The organism is Rhodanobacter sp. A1T4 (assembly GCF_014207185.1).
Lineage (GTDB): Bacteria > Pseudomonadota > Gammaproteobacteria > Xanthomonadales > Rhodanobacteraceae > Rhodanobacter.
The window spans coordinates 215,161-228,379 of record NZ_JACHCP010000009.1 but is presented as its reverse complement, the minus strand read 5'-3'; the positions used below and the strand labels follow the sequence as shown (position 1 = coordinate 228,379).

9 protein-coding genes and 1 tRNA gene are annotated in these 13,219 nt (G+C 59.0%); 9 read left to right on the top strand and 1 reads right to left on the bottom strand.

The window, feature by feature from the left end; all coding sequences use genetic code 11:
• The first annotated feature begins 69 nt into the window (after positions 1-69).
• The 7 genes from HDE80_RS18285 (at position 70) to HDE80_RS18255 (ending at position 9,139) form a co-directional block, all read left to right on the top strand.
• Complete coding sequence (locus HDE80_RS18285; protein ID WP_184673244.1) at positions 70-735, top strand: CvpA family protein; 666 nt, start codon at positions 70-72, stop codon at positions 733-735.
• A gap of 14 nt (positions 736-749) precedes the next feature.
• Positions 750-2,225, top strand: a complete 1,476-nt coding sequence (purF, locus tag HDE80_RS18280) for an amidophosphoribosyltransferase (RefSeq protein ID WP_184673243.1) — start codon at positions 750-752, stop codon at positions 2,223-2,225.
• Positions 2,226-2,274: 49 nt separating this feature from the next.
• Positions 2,275-3,084 (top strand): ferritin-like domain-containing protein, encoded by an 810-nt coding sequence (locus HDE80_RS18275; RefSeq protein WP_184673241.1) that lies wholly within the window; start codon positions 2,275-2,277, stop codon positions 3,082-3,084.
• A 97-nt stretch (positions 3,085-3,181) separates the two neighbouring features.
• A complete protein-coding gene (locus HDE80_RS22395; RefSeq protein WP_345776477.1) occupies positions 3,182-3,973 on the top strand; it encodes a sigma-70 family RNA polymerase sigma factor in 792 nt (263 codons plus the stop codon).
• A gap of 2 nt (positions 3,974-3,975) precedes the next feature.
• Positions 3,976-4,980, top strand: coding sequence for a FecR domain-containing protein (locus HDE80_RS18265; protein ID WP_184673237.1), 1,005 nt, complete (start codon positions 3,976-3,978; stop codon positions 4,978-4,980).
• A gap of 166 nt (positions 4,981-5,146) precedes the next feature.
• The gene (locus HDE80_RS18260; protein ID WP_221437695.1) at positions 5,147-8,431 is read left to right on the top strand and encodes a TonB-dependent receptor; all 3,285 of its coding nucleotides are present in this window, start codon (positions 5,147-5,149) and stop codon (positions 8,429-8,431) included.
• A 231-nt stretch (positions 8,432-8,662) separates the two neighbouring features.
• The gene (locus HDE80_RS18255) at positions 8,663-9,139 is read left to right on the top strand and encodes a hypothetical protein (RefSeq protein WP_184673235.1); all 477 of its coding nucleotides are present in this window, start codon (positions 8,663-8,665) and stop codon (positions 9,137-9,139) included.
• A 423-nt stretch (positions 9,140-9,562) separates the two neighbouring features.
• On the opposite strand, the gene HDE80_RS18250 is transcribed toward HDE80_RS18255, so the two are convergent.
• Positions 9,563-9,639: transfer RNA gene (locus HDE80_RS18250), tRNA-Pro, on the bottom strand.
• A 171-nt stretch (positions 9,640-9,810) separates the two neighbouring features.
• On the opposite strand from HDE80_RS18250, the gene hisS reads away from it, so the two are divergent.
• Entirely contained in the window at positions 9,811-11,193 is a 1,383-nt protein-coding gene (gene hisS, locus HDE80_RS18245; protein WP_184673234.1) for a histidine--tRNA ligase, read from the top strand.
• Between the two features lie 96 nt (positions 11,194-11,289).
• Positions 11,290-13,206: an aromatic amino acid ammonia-lyase gene (locus HDE80_RS18240; protein ID WP_184673233.1), complete on the top strand. Its 1,917-nt coding sequence runs from the start codon at positions 11,290-11,292 to the stop codon at positions 13,204-13,206.
• Positions 13,207-13,219: the final 13 nt, after the last annotated feature.

The following is a 13,219-nucleotide window of genomic DNA, read 5'->3' as shown; positions in this document are numbered from 1 at the left end:
AACTGCACGTGTCACGGTGTCGGTCAGGTCGTGCTATTCAAATAATGCGTCAGCAGCGCGGGTGAACGGATGAACTGGACTGACTGCATCATTCTTGGCGTACTGGCCCTATCGGTTCTGATCGGTCTGTTCCGTGGATTGGTTGCCGAAGTGCTGTCGTTGGTGATCTGGGTGGTTGCGTTCTGGGCGACGTGGGCGTTCGGCCCGATTGTATCCGCGCAGCTGGCGCATGCGATTACGTCGGTGCCGTTGCGAACTTTCGTCAGTTACGGCATCTGCTTTGTTCTGGTGCTGATACTGGGAGCGGTCATACGTTTCACGATCAGGCGGTTGATCTGGAGCAGCGGCTTGTCGGGCGTCGACCGCATGTTTGGCACGGTATTCGGCTTTGTGCGCGGTGTGCTGATCGTGGCGGTGTTGGTGTTTCTGGTCGGTCTTACCGGTTTCACGAAGGAATCGTGGTGGCGTGAATCGACGCTGGCACCGCAGTTTCAGGGCCTGGCGTCCTGGCTGGGGCAGGAGGTTCCAACAAGCATACCGGCCAACCTGCGCAATCAGGTTCATCCAGAGGCCCTGCTCGAGAAGATCCATCCGTCGGACATGCTTAACCATATGCCCAACTTGTCTACACTGCCGCACGTCCCCATGTTCGGCTCGCCGTTTGCACCTGCGGCATCACGCACAGCGTTACCGGCCCCCGCGACGAGCGTGGCCACACCCTCTACGAATAACTGAAGCAGGCTACGACCATGTGCGGAATCATCGGTATTGTCGGTACCACCGAAGTCGCGTCGGCCCTGTATGACGGGCTGACCGTGCTGCAGCATCGCGGTCAGGATGCGGCGGGCATCGCCACCGTGGACGGCGCGCGTTTGCGATTGCACAAGGGCAACGGGCTGGTACGCGATGTGTTCGGCCAGGCATCGATGAGCGAGCTGCGGGGCCGCATCGGTATCGGCCACTGTCGTTATCCGACCGCCGGCTCCGAAGGTTCGGCCGAGGCGCAGCCGTTCTACGTCAACTCACCGTACGGCATTGCTTTCGTGCACAACGGCAATCTGGTCAACACCGAATCGCTACGCCGCGAAATGTTCGAAGACGATCGCCGGCACATCAACACCGACTCGGATTCCGAAGTGCTGCTGAACGTGCTGGCGCACGAACTGCAGATCCAGGACCGGATGCAGTTGACGCCGGATCACATCTTCAAGGCGGTTGCCGGCGTGCACGCGCGCGCCAGCGGCGGTTATGCCTGCGTGGCGCTGGTACTGGGCTACGGACTGGTGGCGTTTCGTGACCCGCACGGCATCCGTCCGCTGGTGCTGGGCGAGCGTGTGACCGCGGTAGGCACCGAGTACGCGGTGGCTTCCGAATCGGTAGCGTTCGACGTGCTGGGCTTCAAACGCGTTCGCGACATCCTGCCGGGCGAGGCGATCATCATCACCGACGCTGGTCAGCTTTATTCGCGCCGCTGCTCCGAAGGTGCCGTGCACGCGCCGTGCATTTTCGAGTACGTCTATCTGGCCCGCCCCGATTCGATGATCGAAGACGTGTCGGTCTACAAGGCGCGGCTGCGCATGGGCGAGAAGCTGGCCGAAAAGATCATGCGCGAGCGGCCCGATCATGGCATCGACGCGGTGATCCCGATCCCCGATACCGCGCGTACTGCCGCCAGCGCACTGGCTGGCGCATTGGGCGTGCCGTTCCGCGAGGGCTTCGTCAAGAACCGCTACATCGGCCGCACCTTCATCATGCCGGGGCAGGGTGAGCGGGTGAAATCGGTGCGCCGCAAGCTCAACGCGATCGATCTGGAGTTCCGCAAGAAGAACGTGCTGCTGGTCGACGACTCGATCGTGCGCGGCACTACCTCCAAACAGATCATCCAGATGGCCCGCGACGCCGGTGCCAAGAACGTCTACTTCGCCTCGGCCGCGCCGCCGGTGCGCTATCCCAACGTGTATGGCATCGACATGCCATCCGTCTCCGAGTTGGTCGCTGCTGGCCGTACCGAGAAAGAAGTGGAGGCGACGCTCGGTGCTGACTGGCTGATCTACCAGAGTCTCGAGGATCTGATCTGGGCGGTGCAGGACGGCAACGAAGAACTCCAGCACTTCGATACCTCCTGTTTCTCCGGCGAATACGTCACCGGTTTGGACGATCGCTATCTGGAGCAGATTCAGATGCTGCGCTCGGACGACGCCAAGGCTGCTCGCCGCATCGCCTGATTCTGCTTCCTCTTAGGGGGAGGAATGAGGCGACTGCTAGCGAAACTCCATGACCGATCTTCATGCCGCCGCCAAGCGTTGCCTCGATGCGTCCGATCCGGCCGAAAAGCTCCGGCTGACGCGTGAAACCTGGGAGTCGCTTCTGGCAGGTGAGCTGCACGCCGAGCCATCATCACCGCCGCCGGAACCCATCGGTGCGCCCGGCCGCCCGGCTAAACCGATGCTGGTCAATGCACGACAGGTGCCGCAACGTGGACTCGGCAGCACCGAGGGGCGTGCGGCGCTGGTGCATGCCGTGGCGCATATCGAATTCAACGCCATCAATCTGGCATGGGATGCGGTCTACCGCTTTCGCGGCAAGCCTGACGAGTACTACCGTGACTGGGCCAGCTGCGCGAACGACGAGGCGCGGCACTTCGCCATGCTCTCTGCTCGCCTCACCGAGATGGGTCACGTCTACGGTGATTTCGATGCACACGATGGCCTGTGGGCAATGGCCGAGAAAACCGCCGATCACGACACCGCTCGCATGGCGCTGGTGCCGCGCGTGTTGGAAGCGCGCGGGCTGGATGTCACGCCCGGTATGATCGAACGGCTGCGCCATCTTGGTGATACGCGCACAGTGGCGATACTCGAAGTGATCCTGCGCGAAGAAGTGGCCCACGTCGCCGCAGGCACCCGTTGGTATCGCCACTGTTGCGAACGCGACGGACTCGATCCGGTCGATACCTTCTTCGAATTGCTGCACGAGTACATGGGCGTGAGCCTTCGCGGCCCGTTCAATCGGCCAGCGCGGATCGAGGCGGGGTTTGTCGAGGAAGAACTGGACCGACTGGCTTCGATGGCGTTGCTTGCCTGAGTTCGCGTGTGGCTTGCATCGATGCCGAGTCCGCATCGTTGCGACCGACCACGAAGAGGCCATCCGGCAACGGGGCCCCGTTGTCAGTCTGGCCGGCATGGTCGGATACGACCCGGCGGCTTCCGCGTGCGCACGTTCAGATTTCCGGCGCGCTTTGGTGCGGTGCAGATGTACTCGACGACAGAATCGGGCATTAATTAGATTAAGGATGATCGGTTGGGGCTTGTCAGGCGACCATGTTTCACGAGTGGCTGCCGTCATGCGGGATCGTCCCAGCCAATCCGCGATCCTCATGCGAGCGTCCATGCTTATCGGCTCCACCCGTATCCGATACCGACCCGAAGCTGTTGCTTCCGACCAGGCGTGTGGGGCTGACGAGGAATGCTTTGCCGGGCTGCTTCGAGAGTTGGAGCCTGGTCTGCGTCGCTACATGCGACGACAGTTGCACGACCGGAATGTGGCCGACGATGCGGTCCAGGAAACGCTTCTGCGCATGTTGCGCTATCGCCAGCGCAGCGACGCCGGCGAGGTGCGCGCGTTGTTTTTCCGGGTCGCTGCCAGTGTCGTGGCCGACCATTGTCGCCAGACGCGCACGAAGCAGCTGGATCGCCATTGCAGCATAGACGATGCGCAGATGGCGTCGTCCGAGCCGCAGCCTGACCGCATTCTCTCCGATCAGCAGAATCTGGCATGCATCAAGGAAGCGATTCGTCGCTTGCCATCGCGTTGTCGCCAGGTTTTCCTGCTGCATCGGTTCGAGAATTTGAGCTATCGTGAGATTGCTCGACAACTCAGCATTTCCGAGCGGACAGTCGAGAATCATATTGCCCACGCGCTGGCTGTATGTCGTTGCGCACTAGGGGAAAATCGCGGAAGAACGTTCAAGTAGTCATGCAACGCGAAGAAGACATCGAAGACATCGAGTCGATTTTCGACCAGGCTGAGCGCTGGTTTGTACGGCTTCGCGCGCAGAACTGTTCCATGACGGATCGCCAGGAATTTGACGCATGGCAGGCTGCAGATCCCGCGCATGCCGCGGCGTATGCCGAGACCAGCAGATTATGGGTCGGGCTGTCCTCTCTGGCCGACGATCAGGAAATTGCAACGTGGCGGCGCGAGGCTGTTGCTGCTCCACGTGGTGGCACACGGTTCAACCCGAGATGCGCATGGGGAAGACTCGCATGGGGCAGTGCCATCGCGGCATGCTTGTTCCTCGTCGCAGCTCTGGTCGGTTACCGCGTGCTGCGCAACCCGCCAGATACCGCTGTTACCCGTCACTACGCGACGGCGCATGGGGAAATCCGTCAGGTCGCTTTGCTGGATGGTTCCAGCGTTACCTTGAATGTGGACACCATGCTTGATGTGACCATCGGCCAGCATGCTCGCACCGTGCAACTGACCAAAGGTGAGGCCGTCTTCGAGGTAGCCCATGAGCCGCAACGGCCCTTCATCGTCCATGCCGCAGGCAACATTATTCAGGATATCGGCACGCGCTTCGACGTTAACCTCGCCGGTTCGCAAACCGACATCACTGTGGTGGAAGGCATCGTGCAGGTGACGCGGCAAGATCAGTCGGCCACCCTTACGCATGGCGATCGGCTCGTCGCTGGCAGCGGCGTCTGGCACCAGCGTCGTATTGCCCCCGAGGTCGCCATCGGCTGGACGCAGGGGAAGCTGGTGTTCCGCGAGACGCCGCTTGGCGAAGCGGTTGCCCAGGTCAACAGCCATGGTCCAGGCCATCTGGTCATCACCGACCCATCGCTGGAGAATCTGCCCATCAGCGGTGACTTCCGCATTGGGCAAACCGCATCGCTGGTTCGCGCGCTGCAAAGCACGTTTCCGATTCGCGCCCGTGTCGATAAGGTCAGTGGCGACATCCAGCTCAGCCGCCGCTGAAAGCACACCCTATAGCCGCCCAGGCCGTCCTAGCCAGGTCTGCGTTTGCCCGTGCCGTGCTGGGCTCCCTCCGAAAGAGCGAAAAGAGTTCTAGGGGTTTCTCCGAACTGCAACGTTCTTGTAGTCCGGCAGCCATCCGACTGCATTGGGGAAACAAGGGGAGCACATGCACGTACTTCGTCGTGGAGCACATCGCCACGGATGCTTGCGCCAGTCATTGCTGGCTGCGGCATTGAGTGTCGCCATCTTCGGCGGCTCGACCGCCATGGCGCAATCGCCGCCCGCCGCTAGCGGGGGCGTCGCCTTCCATATCGCTGCAGGTCCGCTGGATCAGGCGCTGCATCAATTCAATACGCAAAGTGGCTTGCAGGTGCTTTTCGATCCCGCCCTTGTAACGGGCCGAAAATCCGCTGGCGTCAACGCCACGGTCTCCACGCATGCTGCCCTTGACGATCTCCTCAAAGGCAGTGGCCTGAGCTATCAGTTCACTGATGGCCAAACCGTGGTCATCAAACGGGCGAGCAAGCCGACAGCAGCTAAACCCAAGTCCTCAACGCAGGCGAATGGACCCGATGCCAGTAACGCCACCCAACTCGACACCGTTACTGTAACGGCCGAGAAGAAAACTGAAAACATTCAAAAAGTGCCCATAGCGATCTCTGCGTTCAGCGGCCAGGATCTGGACGACAAGAAGATCGAGACCGGTGCCGATCTGGTTACGAGCACACCCAATGTGAGCTTTACCAAGACCAATTTCGCCAGCTACAACTTTCAGATTCGCGGTATTGGCACGCAGGCTTTATCGGTTACCACTGACCCGGCGGTAGCGGTGAGTTTCAATGACACGCCGCTGATCCGCAATCGACTGTTCGAGCAGGAATACTTTGACGTGGACAACGTAGAAGTACTGCGTGGGCCGCAAGGCACACTGTACGGGCGCAATGCCACAGCAGGCGTGGTCAACATGATTCCCAACCTGCCAAGCTTCGACGGCTTCGAATCCTGGGTCAAGACTGAAGTGGGTAACTACGATGGCCGGCGCTTCAGCGGCATGCTCAACGTGCCGGTATCCAGCACGCTGGCCTTTCGCCTTGCTGGCGCATGGACGGATCGCGATGGTTACGATTACAACAGCGTCACCAACAATAACGTCAACGGACGCAATTTGTGGAGCGGGCGCGCCAGCCTAGCTTGGAAGCCCAACGATGACATCAGTGCCAGCTTGGTGTGGGAACACTTCAGCGAACACGATGATCGCTCGCGCACCGGCAAACAGCTTTGTCACACCGATCCCGGGCCTACCGAGGTGGACGGGGTTGCGGTTACAAACCCTTTGGATCAGGCCACGCTCAGCCAAGGTTGTACGGACGGTTCGTTGTACGGCCAGAGCGCCTTTGGCGTGCCCAATGGCCTCAGCTTGCCGGAGGTGCTTACCGGCAATGCACTCACTGCGGTGGGCATTGCTCCCGATTTCAGTCGATTCTTGTCGCTATTGAACGGTAACCCCTATGCGGGCGTTACCCAGTCAACCAACCTGCGCACGATCGCCACTACCTTTGATCCCATCTTTAACGCCAAGAATGACGTGGTGCAGTTCAACTTTCAGGCCAACCTCAGTCCAGGTCTGAAGTTCGTCTCGCAGACACTGTTCACGCGCGACTCGTACTTCTCCGAGCAGGATTACGACCGCTTTCCATCCGTGTCGGTTTTCAGCAATACGCTTGGGGGTTTCGATACCTTTGGTAATCCGCTGTCCGAATCGACCTATCCCGGGCTAACGCCAAACGGTGTGTTCGTCGATCCCCAGCTCGGGGCCTCGACACAGATGCTAGCAGTGGACCGTAGCCAGTCATATAGCCACCAATGGTCGCAGGAATTCCGCCTGCAATCCGATTTCGATGGTCCGTTCAACTTCAATATCGGGGCTAATTTCCTCGACTTTCACATCAATGAAAACTACTACGTCTTCAACAACGTGTTCACCGCAATCGCGGAGGGACAATATAACCTAGGTAATGGGTTTCCGGGTCAACCTCCGCAGCCTTGCGCTCAGGGTTCGACCACTGGATGTATTTATATTGATCCCAATTCGCTCAACAATATCAATGGACAAGGACACAACTATTTTCGTAGCGACAATATTGCCAGCACGCTGTCCACAGCCATATTTGGCGAGACCTATTGGAAGTTGGCCAACGACCTGAAACTGACCGTAGGCTTGCGTCTAACGCAGGATCGCAAGAATACTACGCCCGTTCCTAGTCAGCTCTTGTTGGCTCCAAACGGCCCGGAGCAAATGATCGGGGCCGGCTATGTGAACTACGGCTACCCGGCGTCGTCAAATATCAACCAGGAATGGACCGAGCCCACCGGTCGTGTCGTATTGGACTGGACACCACGTTTGTCGTTCACCGATAGCACCTTGCTATATGCCTCATATTCGCGCGGTTATGTAGCCGGAGGCACTAATTCACCCGGTATCGGCAATGATCCGACGCTGTTGAGCATCACCCCAAATCCGACCACGTTCAAACCCGAATTCGTCAATGCCTACGAGTTCGGTACCAAGAACGTGTTGACTGGCGGCAAGTTCAGCCTGGATGCGGATGTTTTCTATTACGACTACCGCAACTACCAGGTGTCGCAAATCGACAACCGAGGCTCGCTCAACGAAAACTTCAACGCCAAGACCTGGGGCGCGGAGTTTCAGGCGGCCTGGCAGCTGACACGGAATTTTCGTGCCGACATGAATCTGGGTTTGCTCGGCACACGCATCAGCAGCCACCAGTATTCGATCGACCAGATGAACCTGACCGATGGCAATCCCGACTGGGTGACGGTAAAGCCATTCGTGCAGGCTGCGCAGTCTTGCATTGCCCCAGCCGCCGACGTAGCGCAGTTGCTACAAGTGCTGCCTGGGCTTATTGGACCTGGCAATAGCATATATGGCTATTTGGCCGGATTGTGTACCACCACCTCGCCAGTCATTCAAGGCGGATACCTGGCGGGTTCCCAATACTCGCAACAAACGGGCGTCGTCTACGATCCGCGAACCGCCCCCAACGGCGGTGCAGGCATTTCCACGAATGTTGGTGGCAATGAGTTGCCCAATGCGCCGCACAGTACCTTCAACCTTGGTGCGCAGTACACCTTTTTCCTGGGTAATTCTGATCTGGTCTTGCGTGCTGATTATTACCACCAGAGCTCGAGCTGGGCACGTGTCTATAACGACCCGATCGACTATATGCGGGGATGGAGCAATGCCAACATTTCACTGACCTACGAGCATCCGGAGAACGATCTGACTGTGCAGTTCTATGTCAAGAATCTGTTCGACAAAACGCCCATTACCGGAACATTCCTAAACAGTTCCGATAGCGGGTTGACGACCAATGTATTTACGTTGGATCCAAGGATTATCGGACTGTCCATTCGTAAGGGATTTTATTAATTCGTAGATGATTTGAAATTGATGGTGTTGGATAGGTCATGAATAGCGCTAAATACAAATTCACTTTTCCTGGCAAAGATTTTCACACCAGTGACATCGTGTGCGTCAGGATTGACGGCATCCCGCAAAAAGAGCGTGGGCTTGCCGCCGCGTAAGACCGCGGCATATATACGTCTGTATCGGTTATGCCGTATTCCCATGTTGATTGCTTACTTAATCACGGAGAAATTCATGAAAACGATTAAATCCTTGCTGTTAGGTTTGCTGGTCTTGGCAGGCACATTGGGCGCATCGTCAGCGTTCGCCCAATGGACCGTCGGAGGAAGTTCGAGCGGTACTAGCATTATTGGTGCCGGACCTACCAATCTCTCCTATCTAGGAGCTTCCTTTCCATGCACGAGCACGTTCACTGTAGTGGACACTGCAGGCAGTGCGAAGGTGACCGCTGCCAGTTTTACCGGCAGCGCAGTATGTACATCGATCAAGGCAAACAATTTGCCATGGCAGATCAGTGCCCCCGTAGGAAGCGGTCCATGGACGGGTACGGTGATGGGAGTCAATGTAACGGCTGCTGGCGTTTTCAATTGCTCGGGCAACGCAAGCATCTCGGTGACCAAGCCCGGTGGCGCCGTCACCCTCAGCGGCTCACTGGGAGTTTGCGCGATTTCCAGCGGTTCATTGCCGAGCAGCCCGGTCGTACAGGGTTAATCAAACCGGAAGCGGCAGCTCTTTACCGCCGCTAGCATTGAAATAAAAGGGCCATGTATCGAATGCGCCGTGACTGACAAAAGCGTATCGATACTGGCCATTCCTTTATCTTCTGTGAGGATCTTTTGTACGCACATAGAGCACCGCTTCTGCCTGCGCTCAGAGTGCGGAATCAATCTACTCGGCTATGTATGGCGGCTAGCTACGCCGCTGTGATTCGAATCGGTCACCTTGTTGTTCAAGCCCGTATTCATCAATGCGTTCGAGCTTGCCACCAAAATGTGGTTGCTGGCGGGAAGTTCAGTTTTGACGCCGATGTGTTCTTTGTACGATTAAAGCAATTGCCCTGTTCCGCAGATCATCAACCGCGAAGCCTACGTAGCCACAAAAAAGCCGGCGCTAGGCCGGCTTGATCATCGAATTTGGTCGGGGAGACAGGATTCGAACCTGCGACTTCTACGTCCCGAACGTAGCGCTCTACCAGGCTGAGCTACACCCCGTGGGAAGCCGCGTATCTTAATCGTCGTCCGCAGGCTTGGCAACAGCGGTGATGGCCGTGTCGCACCGAACGGCTACGGAACCGGACCGGCCTTCTGCTAATCTTTACGGCTGCCGCTGCGCGTGAAGTCGCGTGGCATGCGGTCCCATTGTCATAGTCAGCAGAGGATTTCATGGCGCTTACCCCGGCCCGCACCATGCCCGGCGTGCTCGAGCTGCTGCCGCTCGACCAGATCGCGTTTCAGCGCATGCTCGACGTGATCCGTCGCAATTACGAACGTTTCGGCTTTCTGCCGATCGAAACGCCAGTGATCGAATATTCCGACGTGCTGCTCACCAAGACCGGCGGCGAGACCGAGCGGCAGGTGTATTTCGTTCAGTCCACTGGCGCGCTGAATGCGGTCGAGAAGGAAGGCATGCCCGAGCTGGCGTTGCGCTTCGATCTCACCGTGCCGCTGGCGCGTTATGTGGCCGAGCACGAGCGCGAGCTGAGCTTTCCGTTTCGACGCTACCAGATGCAGCGTGTCTATCGCGGCGAGCGCGCGCAGCGCGGGCGTTTCCGCGAGTTCTATCAGTGCGATATCGATGTGATCGGCAAGGATGCGCTGTCGGTGCGCTACGATGCCGAGATTCCGGCGGTGATCTACAGCGTGTTCCGCGAGCTGAACATCGGTGCGTTTACCATCCAGCTCAATAACCGCAAGCTGATGCGTGGCTACTTCGAAAGCCTGGGCATTGTCGATGGCGAGCAGCAGATGCTGGTGCTCCGCGAAGTGGACAAGCTCGACAAACGCGGCGCGGATTATGTGCGCGATACGCTCACCGGCGAGGCGTTCAATCTCAGCGCCGATGTCGCGCAGAAAATTCTGGCTTTCGTGCAGATACGCTCGACCTCGTTGAAGAATGCGTTCGACCATCTCGATGCGCTGGGCGCCGGGCCGGAAGCAATGGAGCAGGGCCGCGCCGAACTGAAGGAAGTGCTGAACCTTATCCACGCGTTCGGCGTGCCGGAAACGCATTTCGTGCTGAACTTGTCGATTGCCCGCGGCCTCGATTACTACACCGGTACCGTCTACGAAACTACATTGAACGATCATCCACAGATTGGTTCGATCTGCTCGGGCGGTCGTTATGAAAATCTGGCGGGTCAGTACACCAAGTCGCATCTGCCGGGCGTCGGCATCTCGATCGGCCTGACGCGGCTTTACTGGCAGCTTCGCGACGCCGGTTTGATCAGCACGGCCAAGAGTACGGTCGACGTGCTGGTGACGCAGATGGACGAGGCGCAACTGCCGGCCTACCTCGCGCTAGCTGGTGAGCTACGCGCGGCTGGCGTCGCCACCGAGGTGGTGCTGGAGGGGGGCAAGCTCGGCAAGCAGTTCAAGTACGCCGATCGTGCCGGTATCCGCTTCGTCATCGTGCTGGGCGAGGATGAAATTGCCAAGGGCGTGGTGACGGTCAAGGATCTGCGTCGCGAGGATCAGTTCGAAGTGGCGCGTAGCGAACTGGTCAAGACGTTGCGGGTGGAGTTGGAGCAGGCTGCGGCGATGGGTTGATTCGGTCGTATTTCTTTCGCTGCAATCCGCCAGCATCATGCCGGTTTCCGCTACATCCGATCATCCCCGTTCGATCATCCGTTTTGCGAGGCACTCGTGGTCCAGTCCGACACCATTTTTCTCGATGGCAACCATCTCACCCGCGCACAGCTGGTTGCCGTCGCGCGTTCCGGCAACAAGGTTTCGCTTGATTCAGCAGGCCTGAAGCGCGTGCAGCGCGCCGCGGATTTTCTGGCCGAGAAGGTCAGCTGCGGTGAGCCGACCTACGGCGTGACTACCGGCTTCGGCAGCAACGCGGACAAGCTGCTTGGCGCGCATCGTCTGCGCGACGAATTGCCTGGAGCGGCTCTGACCAAACGCGGTCCACATGAAACCGAAGGCACGCTGCTGGAAGAGCTGCAGCACAACCTGATCATCACGCACGCGGTCTGTGTGGGCAAACCGTTCGGCGAAGATGTGGTGCGAGCCATGTTGCTGATCCGCATCAATACGTTGATGCGCGGCCATTCGGGCATACGTGTCAGCACGCTCGAAGCGCTGACCGCGATGCTCAATGCCGGTGTGGTACCGGTGGTGCCGGAGAAAGGTTCGGTTGGCGCCAGTGGCGACCTTGCGCCTTTGTCGCATCTGGCAATCGTCTTGCTGGGTGGTGGTGAGGCGTTCTATCAGGGCGAGCGCGTTTCCGGTGCGGAGGCGTTGAAGCGCGCGGGGCTCGAACCGATTCGCTTGTCGTTCAAAGAAGGTCTGGCGCTCAATAACGGTACGGCACAGATGCTGGCCACCGCCGCGCTGGCGCTGGATACGCTGGAACAATTGCTGGATACCGCCGACCTCGCGGCATCGATGACGCTCGATGCATTCGCCGGTCGCAGCGGCGCGCTGCGACCGGAAGTGCATGCGCTGCGTCCGCATCCGGGGCAGGTGGAAACCGCGACGAACGTACGCGACCTGCTTGTCGGTTCGACCTTGATCGATATTCCGTATCACCTGGTGCCGCGCTTCAAGTCGTGGAGCGCCGAGGCGTGGAGTGAGCCGGACGACCAGGCGCTGAGCTTCGATATTGGCTGGGAGTGGGTGCCTGCGAATCAGCGGCACGGTCGCGAAGCGTTCTACAGCCGCTTCCTGCCGTTCAAGGGCGGCAAGAAGCATCAACCGCAGGATGCCTATAGTCTGCGTTGCATGCCGCAGGTGCACGGCGCCGTGCGCGATGCCTGGGCACAGGCGTGTCGCGTGATCGACATCGAGCTGAATTCGGTCACCGACAATCCGCTGATCTTTCCCGACGCCGAAGATGCGCAGTTCATCGAGGAGCAGGTGATCTCGGCCGGCCACTTTCACGGCATGCCGCTGGCGCTGGCAATGAGCTACATCAAAGCGGCGATTCCGGTATTGGCATCGATTTCCGAACGGCGCCTCAACAAGCTGGTCGACCCGGCGACGAATGACGGCTTGCCGGCATTTCTCACGGGAAATGAGGACGGCACCGATTCCGGTTTCATGATCGTGCAGTACACCGCTGCCGCCTTGGTCAACGACCTGGCCACGCGTGCGCATCCAGCCAGCGTTTACTCGGTACCCACCAGTGCCAACGCCGAAGATCATGTCTCGATGGGCGCCAACGAAGCGCGCCACGTGCTGGAGATGACCGAAGACCTCAGTCATGTGCTGGCGCTGGAAATCTACACTGCCGCGCAGGCGCTCGATTTCCGCCAGGCCATGTTGAACGCCGCACGCCGGCTGGCAGCGCGCGCGGGCTGGCAGGCCATTGCCGACAAGATCACCAACGCACCGCGCGAGGATCACCCGCATTACGCGCAATTCGTCAACGAGGTGAAGCAGCTTACGGCGGCGTTGGCCGAGACCGGTGATTTCCATGCGGGCACGCGTGTGCGCGATGCCCATGCAGTATTGCGTCAGCACATCGATTTCATGCATCGCGATCGCGCGATGGATGGCGAGGTGCGCACGGTGTGTGAGCTGGTCCAGCAGGGCACGTTTCGTCGGTCGCACTGATTTCTTTTTTCGC

Bases quoted from the DNA above. Each gene is read 5' to 3' on its own strand.
- HDE80_RS18285 (WP_184673244.1), top strand. From the start codon at position 70: ATGAACTGGACTGACTGCATCATTCTTGGCGTACTGGCCCTATCGGTT.
- purF (WP_184673243.1), top strand. From the start codon at position 750: ATGTGCGGAATCATCGGTATTGTCGGTACCACCGAAGTCGCGTCGGCC.
- HDE80_RS18275 (WP_184673241.1), top strand. From the start codon at position 2,275: ATGACCGATCTTCATGCCGCCGCCAAGCGTTGCCTCGATGCGTCCGAT.
- HDE80_RS22395 (WP_345776477.1), top strand. From the start codon at position 3,182: ATGGTCGGATACGACCCGGCGGCTTCCGCGTGCGCACGTTCAGATTTC.
- HDE80_RS18265 (WP_184673237.1), top strand. From the start codon at position 3,976: ATGCAACGCGAAGAAGACATCGAAGACATCGAGTCGATTTTCGACCAG.
- HDE80_RS18260 (WP_221437695.1), top strand. From the start codon at position 5,147: ATGCACGTACTTCGTCGTGGAGCACATCGCCACGGATGCTTGCGCCAG.
- HDE80_RS18255 (WP_184673235.1), top strand. From the start codon at position 8,663: ATGAAAACGATTAAATCCTTGCTGTTAGGTTTGCTGGTCTTGGCAGGC.
- hisS (WP_184673234.1), top strand. From the start codon at position 9,811: ATGGCGCTTACCCCGGCCCGCACCATGCCCGGCGTGCTCGAGCTGCTG.